Genomic DNA, 21,925 nt, shown 5'->3' with positions numbered 1-21,925 from the left:
GATCTGTCCTTAAAGTAAGGCTTTAAGTTTATCTTCTAAGCACTTACGTTCTTTTTCAAGATATTCTTCGTTAAGACTCCCTTCTGCCAAGTCATACGGTTCACCAAAGATGATCTTAACTTTTGAGAAAGGCAATGGCACTTGGAATTTGTCCCATGCTTTTTTGAAAATATACGAATTAGACATGGCTATTCTTACAGGAAGAACTTTCGCTTTGCTTCTGTGGGCAATAAATACGGCACCTTCTTTAGCTTCATGGCGTGGGCCTCGCGGCCCATCGACCGTAATACAGCCAAGGTGACGGGACGTTTTCATTGTTTTAGCTACTCGTAGCAATGCTTTTACGCCACCGCGGGAGCTGGAGCCTCTACTTGTGAGAAGGCCAAGTTTCTCAAGAACTTGAGCAAGGATTTCTCCATCTGTACTTTGGCTTACAACGGCTATTATATCAAGCTGCCTGCGAACATGCATGAGTGGAAACAATTCATCGTGCCATAAACAGGCAATCATTGGTGTCTGTGCATCCCAGAGTTCATCTACTTTTTCGCGCCCTACTTCTTCATATTTTAAAGTCTTACACCAGACCTTGTATAGCTGAAAAAGCGTTGAAGAAATAAGAGGAATGGGTAATGGAATTTTCATTAAGCAATCTCCTCATGACTCTCAAACTGCAAGGTGTACAGTCGCTGGTATAGGGAGCTGTTTGAAAGCAAGGATTCGTGAGTACCCTCGTCTACAACTTCACCATTTTTCATAACCAGAATTCTATCAGCAGAAATGATGGTGGAGAGACGGTGAGCAATCACAAGACTTGTGCGATCTTTCATTAAGTTTTCCAACGCCAACTGCACTACTTTTTCTGATTCCGAGTCAAGCGCGCTTGTTGCTTCATCTAAAATAAGCAATGGCGCGTCTTTTAACAATGCGCGGGCAATTGTTAGGCGCTGTTTCTGTCCGCCGGAAAGGCGTACGCCACGTTCACCTACGACAGTGTCGTACCCCTCTGGGAATTCACAGATAAAATCGTGCGCAAATGCTGCTTTTGCTGCTTCTTCAATTGCTTCTTTACTGCATCCCTCTGAAGAGTATGCAATGTTGTCAGCAATTGTTGTATCAAACAGAAAAGCATCCTGAGATACGATTGCTACATTTTTGCGTAATGATTTGAGCGTGAGGCTTCGGGAATCTATGCCGTTTATAAGAACACGCCCTTCTTGCTGCTCATAAAAACGAGGGACAAGGTTTACAAAAGTTGTTTTACCAGCGCCACTTGGGCCGACAATTGCAACTTTTTCACCTTCTTTAATATTAATATGAATATCTTTAAGTGCGGGCTGACCGGTCGCATCATAGCTAAATGTAACATTATCGAAGGAAACTTCATGTACTCCTTCAAGAATTTGTGAGCCATCCTGTTCGACATTGATATCTGGAGAATCAAGAATTTCAAAAACACGTTCTGCACCAGCAAGTGCTTTTTGAAGTGAGTTGTTTGCAGAGGTGAGTTCTTTGACCGGATCATATAACATAACGAGTGCTGCAACGAATGAGAAGAATGTACCGGCAGTCTGTTCACCAGCGATTACTTGTGAACCACCGTACCAGATAACTAAACCAATACCGAGGGCTCCGATAAGCTCCATGATTGGTGAGGACATCTGCCCAACAACGGTTTGCTTAAGGGCTAGCTTAGCAATACGGCTGTTTTCAATTCGAAAGCCAGCTTTTTCGCCCTCTTCATTGGCAAATGCTTTAACAACTCGAATGCCACTGAACTTTTCTTGAAGGAATATTGTCATTGCGGAGATGAGAATCTGGTTCTTTTTGCCAAGCTTGCGCAGCTTTCTTCCAAAATGAATAAACGGGAATAAAGCAAGCGGTAAGACAAGCACTGCCCAAGTTGCAAGGTATGCATCCTGGTAAAAAACAACAAATAGCAAAGCAATCATTGTAAGGAATTGACGTGTTCCTTTAACTACAGCCGGAAGACTACCACGGATTTCGGCAACATCGTTGACGACACGTGACATGAGCATGCCCACCTGCTGTTCTTCGTAGAACTTGAGGGGAAGGCAGATAATTTTATCGAACAGTTCGTTACGCAGCTGTTCAAGCACCTTAAGACCACAGTAGGTCATAAAGTAGTTTTGCGCGTATCGCCCTGATCCTTTCGCAAGAACAAGAATGAAGTACGCAAAAGGGATGATCATCAAATAGTCACTGTTTTTATTGATGAAAATGTCATCCAGTGCTGGTTTAATTAGGTACGCGGATGCCCCTGTTGTTGCGGCAACAACAGCCATAGCAATAAGAGAAATTGCAATGGATACCTTGTAAGGCGCAAAGTATCGTAGTGTACGTTTTAGAAGTTTACCGCTGTTTTTAGGCAGTTTTTTGCGTTTTGCCATGAGTTGGGTTTCTCCACGAAAGGCTCGTATTTAAATATTCGATGGTTTTCTTAAAACTATATTGCTTTTTTCGATTTGACGACTTGCGAGTCTGCGTATCTACTAGTATGAGGAGGCTCGCAATGAGTAAAACTGAATTAAATTGTCTTTCCCTGTCCTGTCCTCAGCCTGTCATCCAGTGCAAAAATTTGATCGAACAAGAAGCTCCATCCGTTTTTACTATATTAGTAGATAATGATGCTGCAAAAGATAACGTAGTACGGTTCCTTTCTGTAAAGGGATATTCTGCAAAATCCGACCAAATAGAAGGCGGTTGGCGAATATTAGCCACTGCCTCAGACACTGAACTGTGTGAAATTCTTACTGACGACGATTTGGCTTCGGTAGACAGTAGTATATGCGTTTTTATTTCTTCTGCCACCATTGGCCGGGGGGATGACGTACTTGGTGCTAAGTTAATGAAGAACTTCTTAGCGACGTTGCCAGAACTTGGCAAGTCTTTGTGGCGTATTGTAATGGTCAATGGTGCTGTTACCCTCGCAACAGAGGATAGCCATGTTTTGGATGAATTAAAAGCCCTTGAAACCAATGGAGTAGATCTTTTGGTTTGTGGAACGTGTCTTGAACATTTTTCCATGCTAGAAAAAAAAGCTGTGGGCGAAACTACAAATATGCTGGATATCGTAACCAGCATGCAGGTAGCTGCAAAAGTTTTACGACCATAATATATGTCAGAACAAAATAAAGAAATTTCGTCTCAAGAGACTGAAGACCGACGTGATAGTCGGACTGGCTTTGGTGATCGTTCCGAACGTAACCAATCAGGCAAAAATGTAGATCGTCGTGACGACGAGCGCACCTCTCAAAAGCGTAGCGAACGTTCCTACTTCGATAGTAAAGGCAAATATCAAGGCCGCCCTATTGATGATGGTGATGGAGAAGGCAGACGTAATACATACAATGACTTACCTAGCCGCTCTCCTTCTGGTAGAGATAACTACCGTCAAGGCGGTCGCGACAGTCAGGGACGTTCCGATTCTCGTGGACGTGGCGATAACCGTGGTCGTAATGATCGCAATGATCGTGGCGAAAGCCGTACTCGTAATGGCTCATGGAGCCGTAAAGATCGTGAAGAACAGTCCGGCTCAGACCGTCGCCCACAACGCGATGGTTTTAAGGGGCGTCCAGTAGAACGCGATGAAAATCGTAATGCTGCTCCTCGTTCTGATCGTCCTGATTCCCGTCGCTCTGATCGTGATTTCCGTGGCGGAGACCGCCAGCGTGATAATCGTCGTGAAGATTCTCGTGGTGGCCGCGACAACCGTGGTCGTTTCGAATCTCGTGATCGCAGTGAAAATCGTGGGGACAACCGCGGTGAAAGTCGTGGTCGCAATGATTCTTGGAACCGTGGCGAACGTGGTGAACAGTCTGGATCAGACCGTCGTCCACAGCGTGATGGTTTCAGAGGACGTCCGGCAGAACGTAGCGAAGGTGGTAGCCGTAATGGTTTTGATCGCTCCGATCGTCCTGATTCCCGTCGTTCTGATCGTGATTTCCGTGGCGGAGACCGCCAGCGTGATAATCGCCGTGAAGATTCTCGTGGTGGTCGTGATAACCGTGATCGTTTTGAATCTCGTGATCGCGGTGACAACCGCGGTGAAAGTCGTGGTCGTAATGATTCCTGGAACCGTGGCGAACGTGGTGAACAGTCTGGATCAGACCGTCGTCCACAGCGTGATGGTTTCAGAGGACGTCCGGCAGAACGTAGCGAAGGTAGCCGTAATGGTTTTGATCGTTCCGACCGTTCTGACTCCCGTCGTTCCGATCGTGATTTCCGTGGCGGAGACCGTCAGCGTGATAATCGCCGTGAAGATTCTCGTGGTGGTCGCGATAGCCGTGGCCGTTTTGAATCTTCTGAACGCCGTGATTCAGGTCGTCCTTTTTCAGAAAGAAATGACAGACGTGATTCTGGCAAACGTGGTTTTGAAAGCCGCGGGCGCAATGATCGCCCTAGCCGTCCACAGGAAGGCAAACGTGATGGTAACGAAGCATTTGGCAAGCGCCCTATGCGTTACGATGCAAGTGCAGAAGGCGCTCCTCGTAACAATCGTCCAGAAGCTAAAGGCAAACCAGCAGAGAATCGTCCTCCCCGTCCAGAGAAAAAGCCATTTGTACCTGCAAAGCCAAGTGTACCAAACTTGAATGAGCCTTTGCGCATCAATAAAGCTTTGGCGTTTGCCGGTATTTGTTCCCGCCGTGCAGCTGATGATCTGATTGCTCAAGGTGTTGTATTTGTTAACGGCGTAAAAGTAGAAGAGCCGGGATTGAAAATTATCCCAACTTCTGACGTGCTGGAAGTAAATGCTGAACGCGTTGTGTTTAATACCGAAAAAGCTGAACCGTTGTATGTTCTTCTTCATAAGCCAGTTCAGACTGTTTGTACTGCGAATGATCCGGAAGGCCGCCCTACTGTTTTGGATATTCTTCCAGAAGAGTTTAAAGAGAAGCGTATTTTTCCGGTAGGACGACTCGACTTTTTCTCAACCGGTCTTCTTTTGTTGACCAACGATGGTGAGTTGACTCATAGACTTACTCATCCTAAATGGCACCAGACTAAAGTTTATCGTGTACGTGTTCGCGGTGATGTTTCAGAAGAAATTTTGGAAAAATTCCGTAGAGGCATGACTTTGGAAGAAGGCGAAAAACTTGCTCCGGTTGAATGTAAAATTCTTGCACATGATGAAGGTAATACTCGAGTTGAAATGGTATTGACTCAGGGTATTAACCGTCAAATTCGTCGCATGTTCCGTGATGTTGAGTTGACTATTCTTAACTTGCATCGTGTGAAGATTGGACCAATTCAGATTGGTGAACTCGATAAAGGTGAAAGCCGTGAGTTGACTCCTGAAGAACTTGCTGAACTTTATAAGGCTACTGGCCTTAGCAGCTAGTTTTGGCTACATAAGAAATAAAAAAGCGAGTGGAATTTCCACTCGCTTTTTTTTATTTTTTAGTATTATCTTCTACATCCACACCTGCTGGCGGGGTAAAGTTGAAGATTAGATCATCTACGGGTTTATCAAATTGAACATTCGTGAATGTGATGTCATTGATGTTTCCGTAGAAATCAACAATGCGGAGTCGTGAAATTACCCCAGTGTCTTCATTTATCCAAATTTTTGCTTCGGTAAGATTTGCTGTGGGTTCCTTGGGGAAAAGAAGGTAGTTTCCTTTTGTTTCTCCATCTTCAACGTAAAAGTCATTATCTACTTTTGCGTCTCCAAGCAAAAAACGTAATGCATTCTGGCTTTCATCCGCAAGTTCGCGTGGATATTTGTATACGACTTCTTCATCTTCAAGATAATTCCAAACAGCATCTTTATTTACTATGAGCAATTCGTTGAACGGCTTGTTTGTTACCCAACGAACCAGTTGAGGTCGTTTGATGACAAAATTTCCAGTTCGAACATCTTTGCCGCCACTATCTTTATGGATAAGGGTTTGCACAAAGTCAGCTTTAACTGTTTGAGCTTTTCCGTATGACTTTGTAAGAGACTCAAGCCCTGCACTAGCAGGTCCTGCGCTTACGAAAAAAAGACAAAACATTAGCAAACTAGCTGTGATAATGCGATTCATATTGTGTCCTATATCTATCCGGTTGGTTGCTCTTTTTTTGCAAGCACTGTGCGTGGCTTGCTACCGTCCGCTGGTCCAACAATACCATCTTGTTCCATTTGTTCAACAAAACGTGCTGCTTTGTTAAAACCAATTCGGAATCTTCGCTGGATAAGAGAGATGGATGCTTTGCCATTTTCAATAACAAAAGCCACACACTCTCCGTATAATGGATCATCCGGTGTGCCATTGTTTCCGTTAGCACCACCATTCATTGAACCGGAGACGTTGCCGGTTCCTTCCGTTGCCCATTCTACAAAGTCTACTTTGTATGAAGGTGGAAGTTGTTTTTTCCAGTGGGATACAACAGAGACTACATCGTCATCACTTACAAATGCTCCGTGCATTCGGGTGATTCTCCCTCCACCTGGTTTGAACAGCATATCACCTTTTCCAAGTAAATGCTCTGCTCCGACGGTATCGAGAATAGTTCGTGAGTCGTGCTTGCCGGTAACTTGAAAAGAGATTCGGCATGGGAAGTTTGCTTTGATCAACCCTGTAACAACATCAACACTTGGTCGCTGGGTTGCAAGAATGAGGTGAATACCTGCTGCTCGAGCAAGCTGAGCAAGTCGAACAATGCTGATTTCCACTTCTTTTGCTGCGGTAAGCATGAGGTCTGCGAGTTCATCAATGATGATTACCAGATATGGGATTGGTTGAAGATCAGCAAGATTTTCAGGCTTATCTTCACCCATCTGTTTTAATTTAGTATTGTAACTTACAACGTTACGAACTCCCATACGGGACATTGCTTCGTAGCGTCTATCCATTTCATGTACTGCCCAATCCAATGCATTTTTTGCTTGAGACATGTCGGTGACAACAGGATGTACCAAATGAGGTAGGTCTGCATAAACTGCAAGCTCAATTCGCTTTGGATCTATAAGCAATAATTGTAACGAGTCCGGAGTCGTTTTGAATAGTAAGCTCATCAATACTGAGTTGATGAACACACTTTTACCCTGACCCGTAGCACCCGCCACAAGTAAATGCGGCATTTTTGCCAAGTCAGCAGAGAAAGGAATCCCAGAGATATCTTTACCAATTGCTAAAGTGAGTGGATCTTTAGAGCGGACAAATGAATCCGACGCAAAGAGCTCTTTTAGAGAGACTAACTCTCTTATTTCGTTTGGTATTTCGATGCCCACAGAATCTTTTCCCGGAATTGGCGCCTGAATTCTTACAGCAACAGCACTCAATGCCATTGCGATGTCATTGGATAAGTTAGCAATTTTGCTAACTTTAACACCAGGCGCAGGCTTGACCTCAAACATTGTAACGATTGGGCCTGGTGTAATTCGTTGGAGTTCACCTTGTACATTGAAGTCTTCAAGACATTCCATTACAAGACGCCCTTTTGTTTCAAGAACTTCCCTCGGGGTTGTTTCAATGTCGTCGTCATTGCTGCTGAACAAATCGAGTACTGGCAAAGAGACTTTTTTATTTCTCTTGCTGCTCGCCCTCTTTACTTCAGGAAAATTAAGCTCATCTTCGAATGGGTTACTTTCACCTATTAATGATGCTTCATCGCCGCTCTTTATTGGCTCATCAATAATAACGGAGTTAAATTCAGCGGGAATAGCATCCATTGAAGCAATTTCGTCCCAGATTTCTGGTTCAGTTGTATCACTTGGAATGTCGAGTGCTGGTAACGTGGTGTTTGCTTCGTCAGTTTTTTTACCAAAGAGTGAACGTCGTGCTTTCTTTTCTTTGCTGATTTCTGCTGATTTTTTAATCTTAGTTTTTTTCTTGGTTGTGATGGACTTTTTGAGCAGTGGTTTTTTTACACTGCCAATATGCTCTTTGAGCCATGCGAACATACCTGCCCACGTGCCCCCCATCATAAGCTGGACAGAACTTAATGTTATGAAAATCCAAAGTAATGTGCTGCCGGTTGGGCGTAAATAATACCAATTAACACCAAACAGTACGTCGCCGAGCAATCCACCACCTTGAATTTCTCCAATAGTCAGTGGTACTGCGGAACTTAACGAGCTGATGCTGATGCTGAATAAAGCCAAGCCAAGCCAGCGCCACCATTCTATGCATATTTTAGCAAAAAAACAGCGGATGCCTGAAGCAAGAAATCCAAGTGCTAAAAGGTACGAGGCTAGACCAAACATATCGACAAGAAGTCCTGAAAGATATGCTCCAAAAAGCCCTGCAGCGTTGTGAATAGATTTAGGCGAACTTACGATATGGTTGAGGCTAGGGTCAGCCTGACTGAATGTCACTAGGCTGATTGTGAGCAAGATGCCCCAGAACGTGATGAATAATGAAAAAAGTTCGCGAGTTATACGTTGCGTATTCTTAATACCATCCTCCAGTAGGAGTGCTTCCAATTAATAGCAGAAAATGATCAAAACATATCAGATATAAGTAGACGCTCTAACCTGCTAGTTTGTCTAGAATCTGATAACCTTGGTGTACTGTAGTCATATTACTGGATGCAATCAACAGCATATTTTTCAATATGTTAATATGAACAAATTTTTTCATTTGTAAAATAGCATAAAAAAAACGCACTTCATATGAAGTGCGCTCTTTTTATACAGTTGGTAAGCGAACTTAAGAGTTTTCGCGACCAAGGTACTCACGAGTTCGAGTATCAATTTTGACTTTGTCACCAATGCTGATAAACAATGGAACGTTTACTTCCAGGCCAGTTTCGATGGTAGCTGGTTTGGTTACGTTGGAAACAGTGTCACCTTTTGCACCCGGCTCAGTATGAGTAACTTCAAATACGAGTGAAGCAGGAAGTTCAAGGATGAGTGGGTCACCATTGTAGAGCATAACTTTTACTTCCTGACCATCTTTAAGGAAGTTTTCTGCTCCATCGGATTTTTCAGAACTCATGTAATGCTGTTCATATGAACCAAGATCCATCAGAACAAGATTAGTACCTTCCATGTAGAGATACTGCATTGCTGCATGTTCAATGTCTGGACGACCTACTTTTTCACCGGAGCGGAAAGTTTTATCAACTACGCGACCAGTAAGGAGGTTGCGAAGCTTAGTGCGGATCATTGCGCCGCCCTTGCCCGGTTTGAAATGCTGAAATTCAACAATTTCGAAAGGAGTGTTGTCCAAAAGGATTTTGAGACCACGTTTGAAATCGGTGGTTGAGAACATGTATTCCTCCAAGTAGTTCCGATAAATGACCGGAAAATTAAATTCTAATCTTTAAGGTGCTGAAACAGCGACTGCACGGCTAGTGCGTAACTCATCATGCCGAAACCTGCAATAACACCAATGACGTGTCGACCAATAAAACTTTTTTGCCGCATTGGTTCGGAGCGAGCGAGCACATTACTTAAATGCACTTCCACCACCGGCAATTCAATCCAAGCAAGGCAATCTGCTAAAGCAAGGCTTGTATGAGTATATGCACCGGCATTGAACACGATGCCATCGATACCCTCTTCTTTTGCCTGCTCAATTCGATCAATCAGTTTGCCCTCTGAATTATTTTGATAAAATTCGAGAGAAACGCTTTGGTAATTTTCACCGAGTACCTGCTGCACAAGTTCGGGTAAAATATCCATGGTGTTATTGCCATAAATTTCCGGCTGTCGTTTTCCTAATGCTCCTAAATTCGGACCATTAAGGATCAATATGTTGTAACCGGCCATGCGTACTCCCTTTGTCTTTACACATTGCTTTTATACCATTAGAAATGGTGGAAACAAACGGGTAATATTTTCCAAAGCGCTGCTTGTTGTCAAGCTTGGCGTTGCCTTTACTAACTATTACCAAAGGCCTCTCATGCAACCAAATCTTATTTTAGAAGACACAATATATACGCTTGAGCAACTTCAAGAAGTTGATCTACCGCAAATTGCTCTCGCTGGACGTTCCAACGTTGGTAAGTCGTCTCTTATCAATGCGTTAGCAGGACGTAAAAATCTTGCGCGTATTAGTTCTACCCCAGGTAAAACCCAATCTATCAACTTTTATAAAGTTGAGCCTTGGCAATATTACTTGGTTGACCTTCCAGGGTATGGCTACGCAAAAGTATCTAAAGCTGATCGCCAGAAATGGGCGGAGCTTATTAACCAATATTTAATTTCTACACCGGGACTTAAAGCCCTCGCTGTTCTCATAGATAGTCGCGTTCCGCCACAGCAGATTGATATTGAACTGACTAGCTATGCTAGGCAGATCGATTTGCCGCTTATCCCAATTCTCACTAAATGTGATAAATGTAAGCAACGTGAACGTGATGCGAAACAAAACGAATGGGCAAAAATTCTTGGTGGAATTAGACCAATCGTATCTTCTGCTTCTTCAGGGTTAGGGCTTGATAAAATCTGGCACGCCTTTGCAGAACATGCAATGGACCCAGAAGAATTTACTCGAATCGATGAAGAAGTAAAAAAAGTTAGAGCAGAGAAAAAAGCACAACGCGCAGCTCGAGCTGAGAAACGTGAAAATGCTAAACCAAAACCTAAGGTAAAAAAAGCTCCTCTTTCAAAAAAGAAAAAGAAGAAAAAGTAGCGGCTGTTAAGGCTTTGCTCAAATTTTGCTACGTTGCTTTGCAGCGGAAAGCAAGAAATATTCAAGTGAGTTCGTATATAACGGACTCACTTTTTTTCGGCTTACTTCTTTTGATTAATTGAAGTGAAAGCAGCTGGGTGCAGTTATGTTGACACTATATATTTAATCATGCCGCTTCTCTTTCCGAATGTAAAATACTGCTAGGCTAGAATTGAAATTATTGTGTTTGGGTCGGAAGAAAATATAGAATTAAATTTCTTTTATTGTAAGCATCCGCGGAAAAAAACGTTGTTTAAAAAAGTGTTATAAAAATAAGTTCTAACGAGTTATAAAAAATAATTAGTATAAAACGTCGTGCAGATATGGACTGCTGTTAGACGTGGCTTGTGCGTGTTTATGCGTTTTGCAAGTTGTTTTTAGTGGAAAATGCACATTTTTTTCTTTTTTTGCGGTGATTAGAAGTTGTTGTGGCTCTTGAAAATGTAATAATTAACAAAAAGTGCTGCTGTACGGCTTAGTATTTGGCGTACCAGGTGCTCTTTTACCAACAGGTTAAGAGATTTTTATTTCTCTTAACCATTGTGCGACTTGAGTTAGGTCTTTATTTAAAAAAGAAAAAGGGGACGTATGCTACGGCATACGTCCCCTTCACACTTTACTTAATCAATTATCGCTCTACCATTTCTTCTTGCGCTGTGCTTCGAGAGCAATAGCCTGCTCTTCAAAGTTAGCGAAGCCAGCCTGATGAAGGGCATCAAGAACGGTTTCTTTCCAGTCCCAACCTGCATAAATTACAGGTTTATGGAACTTAGCACGGAATTGCTCCAGCTCCTGACGGTAGAATTTTTCTTTTGGTGTTTCGATGGATTCACGAAGCTGCTCATGTAAGCGAGCAATTTCGCCTTCGTACCAATCGAGAATGTCTTGAGCGTTTTTGTACTTCTTAAGAATGTGTCCGTATCCATTTTCATTTAACAGAGCACGAATTTTAACAAGGTACTTGTCGCCAAGCCACTGACCAAGCTGTTCGGTTTTTATGTTTTCCTGCTCTACTTCTGCCATGTCAATTTTTGTCTGGAAGTATGTATCAGGTACTACTGATGCAGATACAATTCCAGCAATTGCAACAAGGCCACGAAGCACGGTGCTGTTAGAAACACCCTGGCCGCAGAAACCAACTTTTTTACCGTATTTTTGACCAGTGAAGATGGTGCACAGAATTGCCCAAACAACAGCAGGATCTTCTTCATCGTAGATGTGGGAAAGACTTGCGTTATCTCGGTCTGTTGCCAGAACCATCTGAGTCATATCGTTGGAACCGATGGAGAAGCCATCAAATTCCTGAATGAACTGTTTTGCGAGAATAGCGTTACTTGGAATTTCAGACATGAGGATGATTTTGAGGCCATCTTCACCACGCTTAAGTTTGTGCACCTGTTCAAGGTAGCGGCGCATTGCTCTACCTTCTTCGAGAGTACGAACAAACGGAAGCATAATCTGCAGGTTGGTTCCACCGTATACACCACGAGACAGTTTGAATGCTTCGATTTCCCAATCATGAAGATTACGGGAAACACCACGATAGCCAAGCATCGGGTTGTCTTCGAAGTGTTCGAACAAGGAGCCACCAAGAAGGTTGCGGTACTCGTTAGATTTAAAGTCGGTGGTTCTGTAGATAATGTCTTTTCCGTAGAATGCCATAGCGAACAGTGCGAGTCCCTGTGCAAGGGTCTGTACGTAATGTTCTTTACCAGAACGGTATCCGCGAGATTTAATGATCGTGCGGATGTTTTCTGGAATGCTGCGCATATCGCGGATTTCTTTTTCTAAGCCGGAAGTAAGAGCTACTTCCACACGCACCTGTGTTACTTTATGGATTACATCCATAACAACAGGATCATTTGCAGCTTTTGCTGTAAATGCTTTTACGGATGCATCAATCTCTGCTTTGCGACGAGTGCTTTCTGGGTCAGTACCGGTGAGTTTCATCAACTCATCAGAGAAGCCCATAACAGCGGATACGTGGTCTTCAAGATTTTCGGAAGTCTTGAGGACGTCGAATCGACGGGTAGCAGTTTCCATGTATGCATCAAGCTTATGATCAAGTTCACGCATACGACGGTGTACAGCAAGTACTTCGTCAGTGCCGCGTGGCTGTTCATTTTCAGTAAGCTTTTCAATTTCTTCGGAAAGACCAGTCAAGTGACCGACGTATTCACGAAGATTGAAGTCAACGCCAACAATACCCAATGCAAGCTGTTCACGAAGTACTTTTGTCAGCTGGCTTTCAAGTTCGTGAACTTTTTTAGCCACTACTCTTTCAAGTTCGCCGGAATCGTAAGCTTCGAGTGCTTTTGGGTGAATAGAAATGTTACCAAGCATGAATTCTGCGCGGAGCAGGCCAACTTCAAAATCGGTTACATTTCTGAGTCGTGAAAGGAAGAGAGATTGTCCAACGTCGGCAAGAATAAGGCCAACTTTGGTTTTAGTTTCAGGGAGCTTTGCAAGATTCATTTCGCCACCAACCTCTTTAAGAGGAAGAAGACCGCGATATACCTTGCCGCGAGTACCATCAACTGTAATTTCTTCACCATCAAGGTTGCGAAGAACTTCAAGGCGCTGAATACCGATGATTGCCGGAATACCAAGCTCGCGAGAGGTAATAGCTGCGTGACTGGTGTCACCGCCAACATCTGCAAGAATGGAAGAAGCAATACGCATTCCCGGAACCATGTCTGGGTCGGTACGTTCTGCAGCGAGAATGTCGCCTTTGATAATTTTGTTCAGTTCGAGCGCTGAACGGAGATATTTTACACGTCCCTGACCTGCGCCGCGGGATGCGCCGTTACCTTCGAGGATAACTTCTGCATTCGCAGCTGCTTTTTCATCCACCTCAAGGCGGCGCATGAAAATAGTATCTGGATGAAGATCGAATTCTTCGTTCCAGCGGGTTTCAGGACGAGCCTGTACAAACCAGAGTCTGTCAGCATCATCAATACAGAATTCTGTATCCATGATCATGCCGCCGTAGGCAATGGAAATGCCACGAACGCCACGCGCTACTTCTTCTGCTTGTGCAAGTGAAAGTGACCAGCGGAATGCTTCAAGATCAGGAACGTCCACCATTTTGGTGCCGCCCTTTTCTTCGTAGACAATTTTTTTGTCTTTGCAGCCCATCTGACGAATAACAACTTCTTGTTTATCGTCGCGCTGGAACACGTAGAATTTATCAGGGGTTACCATGCCGCCTACTACTGCCTCGCCGAGACCGTAGCTAGCATCAATGGAAACGAGGTCTCTTCTGTCTGTGCCACGACAACCTGTTGCAGTATCTGCAGAGAATGCAGTACCGGAAATAACAGGATTAATCATGCGCATGATTACAACAGAGAGAGAGGTGTTTTCAATAGCCCACTCTTCTTTTGCTTTAATAGCAATAGAATCATCGCCAGTAGCTTCTGCACGCGCCATTGCATCCAGAATAGCTTCACGGCGGTAGGTCATTGAGCGAAGGTTATATGCAGATGCGCAATCCCAATGGTATGCTTCAATACATCTGTTTTCGCCAACGATGTTCAAGTACGTATCCTGAAGACCAGCGAATGCTTTTTTACAAGAATCTTCGCCAGCTGCGGATGAACGAACTGCGACAGGAACGTCTTCAAGGCCTGCTTCTTTACAAATAGCGTTGTATGCTTCACGTACGCAACCGGTTACACTGTCAGGCAACACTACAGAGAGAATGCCTGCCTGAACCAGTACTGAACGTTTACGAAGCTGGTCGATGCCTTCCGGAGAAGTTGCAAAGCCTTCAACAACGTTGTTTACAAATGTTCTGGTCTTAAGAGTATTCTGAGTACCTTCTGCTTCTGCTTCCGCACGAATTTCTTTAGCGATATTTCGTACAAACTTCTGCAAAAACTCAGGATCTTTGTTGATCTCAGGATCATTCCAGTCAATTCGGTTGTACTCTTTGTCAACCATGGAGCGAACAAGTGAAGCGTTCACTTTTGTTTCATCCATGAGCTGGTGGAAGGCTATGGAAGAGATTGCACGAAATTGCGGAGCCCGAATACCGTCAACCTGACTAATAATAGCGGTGTTGTAGTTTTTACCACCAACAAGAAGCTCTGCTACCTCGCCAATGGTTACAATGTCTTCACCAGTAAGAACCATTTTTTTCTGAAGTTCTTCAATCTTAGTCGCTTGTGCTTTAACACTCTTGGAATCGTCAGCCTTTTTCTTGGCCATCAGTCTTTCCTCCTGGAAGGACTTATCACTTTAAAAACCGGAAACTATAACTTATAGAGTATAACTCTACGCCCATCGTTAGAATTAGATTTTGATAAACAACTTTTTTTATAGGCAATACCTACACGGTGGTTATTTAATGGAGAGTCCCTTTCAGGACTCTCCATATTCTCTAATCCTTACTCATGCCGAAGCATGAGACCCATCTACGCTTCCAGTTTTTCACCACAGAAGTGACAGAATGCCATACCTTCTATGGAGAGCGGCTTCTGGCAAGCCTCATTGCTACAACGGCGCGGGATTGGACCAAGCTCAATAAGCAGGTCACCCTCTTTTACCGGAACCATCATTTTGGTTTCTTTGTAGTCAGCAGTTACCAGAACACGCTTGACCATAGCGTCAGCGGGACTAAGTACTGCTTTTTCCTGTTTCATAATTGAAACGTTGAAGAGCTCTTCACCCTTTTTAACTACATCACCCGGGTTAACATACATTACCCACAGGTCACCATTTGAAGGTGCAGCTATGTGAAGTGGATTGCTAGAGTCAGCTTTTTCGCTTCCTGCATTTTCCTCTTCATGTGGTGTTGCCACCTGAACATCATAACTCATTATATCAGAGTCGAGAACATAACGCACAACACATTTACCATTTTTAGCAGGTTCTGAAATGTGCAAAATGGTCATGGAGTGCGGCTTTGCGTGATCGTCTACAAAGTGCAGTTCTCTACCGGTTTCAAGACCTTCAAACCAAACATCGAGCGGTATATTGTTCGGGTTGCCGAAGTCGCGTTTGAAATGAACAGTCTTGAGTGCGTCTGCCGGATGGTTGAGGAACATAATGAATTCCTCTTCTGTCGGCTTACGACGAACCTGATTAATGAAATCAATTTCTTCTGCAGCAAGATTCATATCTTCCAATGTTGATAATGGAGATATTTCTGTACGGGTTGCAATAGCTTGCTTCCACTCTATTCCGAATGCACTCTCGTATACCCAGTCTGCCGGGAAGCCAAGCGGAAGTTTACCAAACTTGCCGCGAAGCAAGTTACGGAACGCATCGTTACTATCTTGATAGATAGCAAGACGTGCTTCCTTCATCTCTTCGCTTAATTCATGCTCTGAGAACTTGGTAACGTATTCAAGCACTTCCAACAAGTAGCGAACTTCTTCTTCGCCGCCACGTTTGTATGCGTTGGTTACAGCAAGGAATGCAGTGTTCCATGTGATCTGGGAACCAGGTGTCACGTCATGGTAACGTACAACTTTGCGTGTGCTAGCGAGGAATTTGAGCATGTAAGGAAGAAGGTGAATGTAACCTTGCTTCAATGCGCCTTCCTGTGAGGAAGACGTCGCACCGCCAGGCATCGCATGTTGTACAACATCATGGTCAATTCCCTGGAAGAATGGTGCGGTGTATTTGTCGTAATATGGCATGATCTGTTTGAGTGCAAAGTTACATTCGCGGATCATATCTTTATTAAGATTGGTCTTGAGTCCAAGCTCATCTTCCATGTACGCCGCTGTGGAGAGTACTTCGCCCTGTCCATACCAACGAACTGCGGCACCGATACCGGTGTCAACAATGTGTGCACCGGCTTTTGCAGCAGCACCAACTGTCGGAACAAAAAGACCGTCAGTGTAGTGTCTGTGGTAATGGGTAACAAGGGAAGGCCACTGCTTACGGATTGCGGTCACAAGCTCTGTCATAAATCGCGGTGGGCAAACGCCCGCCATGTCTTTAAGACCGAGAATGATCAGCTCAGAGGCTTTTCTAGTGCTAACGCCTGCTACATCTGCAACCATAGAAAGGATTGCTTCGGTTACTTGCAGGTAGTGTTTAACATCAAAGCCTTTTGCCCATGAAAGAGATATGGCTGGTTCAAAGACTACTTCACTACGGTTAAGAGCAACTTCTGCAAATGGACGCATGTTTTCTACATGGTTCAAGAAGTCGAAGCATCTAATAACATCATAGTGGTCACAAATCATCTCACCAGTTGCTCTCATAAGGTTCTTTGGCTGCGGTTTGTAGCCAAGAACGTTAGTTGAACGGATAAGGATTTGTTTTAGAGTCTTAGGAGCAAACTGATTCCACTCTTTGGCTTCGGTGAACGGGTAGGTCATGTTTGCAAGCATTGCTACATGGAAATGTGCACCGCCACCGTTTTCAATAGAAAAGAATCCGCAGTTATCAAGGTACGGGCCGATAATTTTGTCTTCTGCAAGACGGAATCGGTTGCCGCTGTTGGATTGTGTGAGGTCTCGCGGAGTGGTGTCACAGAAATGTACGTAATCTGAGTCACGAACAAAATCCAACAGAGCCTTGCGATCACCCTGAGGGTATACAGGCGCTGCCTTTAGAACTGGAAGCTCAATACTAGGTAATACGGGTTTGAACTCGCCGATACGTGGTGTATCTTTGGAACGGTATTCACCAAGCTGGACATGCGGGTTGGAACCCTTTGCAGAAATTTCTGCAACCAATTTGGAGATACGCTCTGCTTCTGGAGCAAGGTCTGTGTAGCAAAGCAGTTCAGGTGTATTACCAATAAAGTTGGTAGTGAAGTCGCCCTGTCTGAACTTAGGGTGACGGATTACCTGTTTAAAGAACGGGATGGTGGTTTTAACGCCGCCAATGGAGTATTCGTTAAGAGCACGTTCCATTGTTCCCAAAACTTTTTTCCAGCCACGACCATAAGAAATAAGCAGTGCACCTGCTGAGTCGTAGTTAGATGGGAAATCGTAACCGGCAGACAAGTTGGAATCAATACGGATACCAGGGCCACCAGGAGAAATGTATCGAGATACAACACCACAGTTAGGTGCGAAATCATCCTGAGGGTCTTCGCAGTTGATACGTAACTGCATTGCCATCTGTGACGGTGGGAATTCGTCTTCTTTAAGACGAAGTTCTGCACCGAAAGCAACAGCAATCTGTTCTTCTACAAGGTCGATACCGTAGCGAACTTCGGTAATACCATGTTCAACCTGCAGGCGGGTGTTAACCTCAATAAGGTATGGCTCACCGTCAGGAGTCACAAGGAATTCAACTGTAGCAAGAGAATCGTATCCAACAGCTTTGACAAGGCTGCGTGAATAGCCTTTGAGGCGTGCACGTAACTCTGGAGTAATAAGCTCAGAAGGAGATGGAGTAATTTCTACCAGCTTCTGATGGTTACGCTGAATACTGCAATCACGTTCGTCAAATGCGAACACGTTTCCGTGTTTGTCACTGATTACCTGGATTTCAATGTGTCGCGCGTTGGCTAAGAATTTCTCAATGTACAAACGAGGGTTGCCGAAAGATGCCTGCGCCATAGTGGACGCTTTAACAAAAGCACTTTCCAGCTCATCCTGAGTTTGAATTAAGAAAATACCACGTCCACCGCCGCCGCCTTCTGCTTTAAGCATGATCGGGAAGCCGATCTCGTCGCAGAATTTACGTGCGTTAGGAATATCCACAGACCCTTCAGAGCCTGGAACAACAGGTACATCAAGTTTTTGTGCAAGAGCACGAACTTGTACTTTGTTACCAAGCAGGTTCATGGATTCCGCTGTGGAGCCAATAAAGATGAGCCCTTCTTCGGCACATCTTGTAGGGAATCTGTGATCTTCAGAGGCAAAGCCCCAACCCGGGTGAATAGCAACTGCGCCGCGTTTTTTTGCCAGACTAATAATTCTGTCAATATCAAGGTACGCTCGAGGGTCAGAACCAAGTAAAAGAAGTTCTTGAGCGGCTGATGCGGCAGGAGACGTTTTATCAATGTCTGTAGCCGTCATAACAGCTACAGCATCAAAACGCTCACGAATTGAGCGGCAAATACGACGGGCAGGAATGCCCCTGTTGGCAACCAGAATTGGTTTGCCTTTCACTTCATCCAAAATCTCTTTAAACGTCTTCATCGCCATTCAATCCTCGTTATGCAGCGTCGGTGACTTTTTTGCAAATAAATAACCCATCGGGTGATCTAATCACGGGTGGAGGGAAACACTACCGGAATGAATGATCCTCTCTCCGTCCGACTGACGAAGGCGAAGACCACCATCCTGAGAAATACCCATTATCCTGCCCGACCGATTGGTTAGATCACTTCCGTGGATCCATACTTCTCGCCCCAGCCAAGCAAGTTGTTTTTCAACACTCGAAATTAATTTCGCGGTAGTATACTGAACAACCTGTGCGTTGTAGCAAAAATGCATGTAGTCTACAAGTGTCTGCCACACCTGTAATATGGGCAAAGTTTGTTCTTTTTTGCACAAACAACTGGCAGGAACTGCCCATTCATTCCGCAAATGCTCTGTTGGAGGGTGTGAATGCACGTTTAGGCCAACGCCAGCCATTAAAGTGCCAGCTCGTTCTTCCAGCAGAATCCCCCCAACTTTTTTATCATCTACCAAAATATCATTTGGCCACTTAATATGTGCATTGTGACCAAGTTTTTGCAAAGCACCTGCTAGTAGAAATCCGATTACTAATGAGCCAAGTTCGTTAGCAAAAAAACCTGTCGAAGGAAGCCGCATTGCAGCGTAAATATTCCCTTCTGGCGAGTTCCATGCTCTTCGCAGTTGGCCACGTCCACTCTGCTGTCGTATGCCTAAAATGGAATCCCATTCTTTAAGCATCTGCTTTTCATTAAAGACGCGTGCAACATCCAGAGTTGAGCTACACATTCCGCACAGATAAATGTCTGCTGGGAAGTATGGCAGATCGGAATTATACATAGCAAAATTACCGTGAGTAGCTTGCTTCCATGACAACTCTTCTAATGATTTCCATCCCGCATGAGCGTTCGTAATCTGTTCAGGTGTAGTCTCTGAAACAATATTGGCAATCTGGTCATGTAAAACAAAACAAGTATGCATATGCCGTCCGTAAGCTTTATGGCTCAGGTAGGTTTTTCTTGGAAACTATCTCAGCATGAAGTATGACAAAGATATGAAATTTTATTTAGTAGGCGGCGCAGTGCGAGATATGTTGCTTGGTATCTCTCCAAAAGAATATGACTTTGTATTCTCAGGAACCGTTAATCAATTTATAAGCTGCAATCCAACAGCACGCAAGGCCGGAAATGATTTTGGGATATGTATTCTTCACGGCATTGAGTACGCCCCTATTAGAGGGGAAAGTATTGAAGAAGATCTCACATTCAGGGATCTTACGATAAATGCCTTTGCTCTTGATGAAGAAGCTCGCCTCTATACTCTACCGCAAACTTTGCACGATCTCCAAAAAAAAATTCTTCGGCATGCTTCAGAAAATACTTTTTTACAAGATCCGCTTCGAGTTTTTCGAGTAGCCAGATTTGCTGCTGAGCTACCAGATTTTTCGGTTCATTCGGAGACTGTCGATATGATGCGGCATGTGGCGGCAGAAGGATTGCTTGATAACCTTACTCCAGAACGAGTCGGAACGGAGCTTATAAAGGCTCTGCAATCACCTGCCCCTGGAAGATTTTTAGAGGTGCTAAATGGCGCAGCCTGCTTGAATCCTTGGTTTACCGAGCTTAGTAACATGTCAGAAATACCTGCTGGTCCTATACAGTACCACTCTGAGGACTGTCTTGCACATACTGTGAACACTGTTAATCGTTGTCAGAATGATGTAACCGCACGTTATATGGCGCTTTGCCATGATTTAGGAAAGCAAGAGACCTCTGAGGATATTCTCCCGCGCCATATAGGACATGAAAAACGTGGTGAAAGTCTTGCTGAATGTTTAGGAAGGCGCCTTAAGCTCTCAACTCATCTTATTCGAGCCGGAGCTGTCGCTGCACGGCAGCACATGAAAGGTGCACGGTACCCCACCCTTCGAGCTGGAACAAAAGTGGATCTTATTTACTCTCTTCATAAGCAGCAAATTTTCGAAGCCTTTTTTATGATGGTAGAGGCTGATTCTGGCAATAATTTTTTACTGCAGGCGCAAGCTGATCTCGAAACGTTGCTTTTGGTTTCACTGCCGCCCGAGCAGCAGAACCTTGGTGAGGAATCGGGTCGCAAGCTACGTGAGCTGCGATGTATGGCGTTAACTGCTAAGCATTCTTAACACGAGGTTTTATTTAACTTGTTTGAATAAATAAAAAGCCCCGAAGAGTTTCTCTTCGGGGCTTTGAAATCAGAGCGGTTTATCTATTATTTGAAAGCTTTTTCAAAGTTAGGAACAACCTGTTTTTTACGGCTCATTACGCCGTCAAGCCATACGGATTCGTTACCTGCTACACCGAAAGCTTTTTCAACTACGGAAGCGTCATCAGAACAGATGAGCATTTCGGAGCCTTCTTTCATGATGTCGGTGAGGAGAAGGAATACGGAGTGACGGCCGTCTGCTTTAACTTTAGCAATTTCTTCTTTCAGGCCAGCTTTAACTGCGTCGAGAAGAGAAAGGTCAACAACTTCAAGCTGGCCGATGCCAACTTTTTTGCCGTTCATGTTAAAGTCTTTGTAATCACGGAATACGAGTTCTTCCATGGTTGCGCCGTCTACTGCTGACTTAACTTTGAACATGTCCATGCCAAGAGCAGTAGTGTCGGAAACGTTAGCCATTTTAGCAAGAGCTTCTACAGCCACTTTGTCAGCGTCGGTGCAAGTTACAGACTTGAACATTACGGTATCGGAAAGGATAGCGCAAAGCATGCCGCCTGCAATACCTGCAGGGATTTCAAGACCGTAGTGATCGTAGAAACCTTTGATTGCAGTACAGCTACAACCTACAGGCCATACCCACATTTCAAGAGGGTTTGAAGTGGTGATATCACCCAATTTGTGGTGATCGATTACGCCACAGATTTCAGCATCGTCGATGTCTGCAGGGAGCTGAGCTTTATCAGATGTATCTACGAGCCAAACTTTCTGACCGGCAACAGAAGTCACAACTTCTGGAGCAGCGAGACCAAATTTTTCAAGAACAAAAGCGGATTCAGGGGTAACTTCGCCCTGTGCTACTGCTTTCGCTTCGATGCCACGTTTATTAAGTGCATCCGCAACAGCGATTGCAGAAATGATAGAGTCGGTGTCCGGGTTCATATGACCTAATACGAGTACTGCCATGGTAATTTCCTCCAGAAATTGTTGTAACGCGTTGTTCACGCTTAT

14 protein-coding genes are annotated in these 21,925 nt (G+C 44.3%); 4 read left to right on the top strand and 10 right to left on the bottom strand.

The annotated features are described in order from the left end of the window. Positions 1 to 9: 9 nt before the first annotated feature. Both ACZ5V1_RS06770 and ACZ5V1_RS06765 read right to left on the bottom strand, forming a co-directional pair. Positions 10 to 642 carry a lysophospholipid acyltransferase family protein gene (locus ACZ5V1_RS06770; RefSeq protein ID WP_464391215.1) on the bottom strand — a complete coding sequence of 211 codons (633 nt, stop codon included), beginning with the start codon at positions 640 to 642 and terminating at the stop codon, positions 10 to 12. Then, complete coding sequence (locus tag ACZ5V1_RS06765; RefSeq protein ID WP_464391214.1) at positions 642 to 2,408, bottom strand: ABC transporter ATP-binding protein; 1,767 nt, start codon at positions 2,406 to 2,408, stop codon at positions 642 to 644. Before ACZ5V1_RS06765 ends, ACZ5V1_RS06770 begins: the two co-directional genes overlap by 1 nt. Positions 2,409 to 2,530: 122 nt before the next feature. Between ACZ5V1_RS06765 and yedF the strand changes: the two genes are divergently transcribed. After that, positions 2,531 to 3,133, top strand: coding sequence for a sulfurtransferase-like selenium metabolism protein YedF (gene yedF / locus ACZ5V1_RS06760; protein WP_464391213.1), 603 nt, complete (start codon positions 2,531 to 2,533; stop codon positions 3,131 to 3,133). A gap of 3 nt (positions 3,134 to 3,136) precedes the next feature. Continuing rightward, positions 3,137 to 5,359, top strand: a complete 2,223-nt coding sequence (locus ACZ5V1_RS06755; protein WP_464391212.1) for a pseudouridine synthase — start codon at positions 3,137 to 3,139, stop codon at positions 5,357 to 5,359. A 52-nt stretch (positions 5,360 to 5,411) separates the two neighbouring features. On the opposite strand, the gene lolA is transcribed toward ACZ5V1_RS06755, so the two are convergent. The 4 genes from lolA to ACZ5V1_RS06735 all read right to left on the bottom strand — a co-directional run bounded on the left by lolA (position 5,412) and on the right by ACZ5V1_RS06735 (position 9,718). Further along, entirely contained in the window at positions 5,412 to 6,044 is a 633-nt protein-coding gene (gene lolA / locus ACZ5V1_RS06750; protein WP_464391211.1) for an outer membrane lipoprotein periplasmic chaperone LolA, read from the bottom strand. 14 nt (positions 6,045 to 6,058) lie between these two features. After that, entirely contained in the window at positions 6,059 to 8,428 is a 2,370-nt protein-coding gene (locus ACZ5V1_RS06745; RefSeq protein ID WP_464391210.1) for a DNA translocase FtsK, read from the bottom strand. Positions 8,429 to 8,654: 226 nt separating this feature from the next. Further along, entirely contained in the window at positions 8,655 to 9,218 is a 564-nt protein-coding gene (gene efp / locus ACZ5V1_RS06740; protein ID WP_464391209.1) for an elongation factor P, read from the bottom strand. A 44-nt stretch (positions 9,219 to 9,262) separates the two neighbouring features. Next, entirely contained in the window at positions 9,263 to 9,718 is a 456-nt protein-coding gene (locus ACZ5V1_RS06735; protein ID WP_373793502.1) for a type II 3-dehydroquinate dehydratase, read from the bottom strand. A 133-nt stretch (positions 9,719 to 9,851) separates the two neighbouring features. On the opposite strand from ACZ5V1_RS06735, the gene yihA reads away from it, so the two are divergent. Further along, a complete protein-coding gene (gene yihA / locus ACZ5V1_RS06730) occupies positions 9,852 to 10,583 on the top strand; it encodes a ribosome biogenesis GTP-binding protein YihA/YsxC (RefSeq protein WP_464386393.1) in 732 nt (243 codons plus the stop codon). A 675-nt stretch (positions 10,584 to 11,258) separates the two neighbouring features. Here yihA and ACZ5V1_RS06725 read toward each other — a convergent pair. The 3 genes from ACZ5V1_RS06725 to ACZ5V1_RS06715 all read right to left on the bottom strand — a co-directional run bounded on the left by ACZ5V1_RS06725 (position 11,259) and on the right by ACZ5V1_RS06715 (position 19,699). After that, a complete protein-coding gene (locus tag ACZ5V1_RS06725; protein WP_464391208.1) occupies positions 11,259 to 14,834 on the bottom strand; it encodes a PEP/pyruvate-binding domain-containing protein in 3,576 nt (1,191 codons plus the stop codon). Positions 14,835 to 15,040: 206 nt separating this feature from the next. After that, entirely contained in the window at positions 15,041 to 18,745 is a 3,705-nt protein-coding gene (locus tag ACZ5V1_RS06720) for a pyruvate carboxylase (protein ID WP_464391207.1), read from the bottom strand. Between the two features lie 63 nt (positions 18,746 to 18,808). Further along, complete coding sequence (locus ACZ5V1_RS06715; protein ID WP_464391206.1) at positions 18,809 to 19,699, bottom strand: biotin--[acetyl-CoA-carboxylase] ligase; 891 nt, start codon at positions 19,697 to 19,699, stop codon at positions 18,809 to 18,811. Between the two features lie 73 nt (positions 19,700 to 19,772). Here ACZ5V1_RS06715 and ACZ5V1_RS06710 point away from each other — a divergent pair, with 73 nt between their 5' ends. After that, positions 19,773 to 20,879, top strand: a complete 1,107-nt coding sequence (locus ACZ5V1_RS06710) for a tRNA nucleotidyltransferase (protein ID WP_464391205.1) — start codon at positions 19,773 to 19,775, stop codon at positions 20,877 to 20,879. Between the two features lie 86 nt (positions 20,880 to 20,965). On the opposite strand, the gene ACZ5V1_RS06705 is transcribed toward ACZ5V1_RS06710, so the two are convergent. Then, complete coding sequence (locus tag ACZ5V1_RS06705; protein ID WP_464391204.1) at positions 20,966 to 21,880, bottom strand: manganese-dependent inorganic pyrophosphatase; 915 nt, start codon at positions 21,878 to 21,880, stop codon at positions 20,966 to 20,968. Positions 21,881 to 21,925 lie beyond the last annotated feature (45 nt).

The sequence above is a fragment of the Halodesulfovibrio oceani subsp. galateae genome (assembly GCF_055397225.1).
This window is presented reverse-complemented; position numbering and strand designations above follow the sequence as displayed.

What these genes read in the sequence shown, in the direction of transcription:
- ACZ5V1_RS06770 (WP_464391215.1), bottom strand. Translation starts at nt 642, where the DNA reads ATGAAAATTCCATTACCCATTCCTCTTATTTCTTCAACGCTTTTTCAG.
- ACZ5V1_RS06765 (WP_464391214.1), bottom strand. Translation starts at nt 2,408, where the DNA reads ATGGCAAAACGCAAAAAACTGCCTAAAAACAGCGGTAAACTTCTAAAA.
- yedF (WP_464391213.1), top strand. Translation starts at nt 2,531, where the DNA reads ATGAGTAAAACTGAATTAAATTGTCTTTCCCTGTCCTGTCCTCAGCCT.
- ACZ5V1_RS06755 (WP_464391212.1), top strand. Translation starts at nt 3,137, where the DNA reads ATGTCAGAACAAAATAAAGAAATTTCGTCTCAAGAGACTGAAGACCGA.
- lolA (WP_464391211.1), bottom strand. Translation starts at nt 6,044, where the DNA reads ATGAATCGCATTATCACAGCTAGTTTGCTAATGTTTTGTCTTTTTTTC.
- efp (WP_464391209.1), bottom strand. Translation starts at nt 9,218, where the DNA reads ATGTTCTCAACCACCGATTTCAAACGTGGTCTCAAAATCCTTTTGGAC.
- ACZ5V1_RS06735 (WP_373793502.1), bottom strand. Translation starts at nt 9,718, where the DNA reads ATGGCCGGTTACAACATATTGATCCTTAATGGTCCGAATTTAGGAGCA.
- yihA (WP_464386393.1), top strand. Translation starts at nt 9,852, where the DNA reads ATGCAACCAAATCTTATTTTAGAAGACACAATATATACGCTTGAGCAA.
- ACZ5V1_RS06725 (WP_464391208.1), bottom strand. Translation starts at nt 14,834, where the DNA reads ATGGCCAAGAAAAAGGCTGACGATTCCAAGAGTGTTAAAGCACAAGCG.
- ACZ5V1_RS06720 (WP_464391207.1), bottom strand. Translation starts at nt 18,745, where the DNA reads ATGGCGATGAAGACGTTTAAAGAGATTTTGGATGAAGTGAAAGGCAAA.
- ACZ5V1_RS06715 (WP_464391206.1), bottom strand. Translation starts at nt 19,699, where the DNA reads ATGCATACTTGTTTTGTTTTACATGACCAGATTGCCAATATTGTTTCA.
- ACZ5V1_RS06710 (WP_464391205.1), top strand. Translation starts at nt 19,773, where the DNA reads ATGAAATTTTATTTAGTAGGCGGCGCAGTGCGAGATATGTTGCTTGGT.
- ACZ5V1_RS06705 (WP_464391204.1), bottom strand. Translation starts at nt 21,880, where the DNA reads ATGGCAGTACTCGTATTAGGTCATATGAACCCGGACACCGACTCTATC.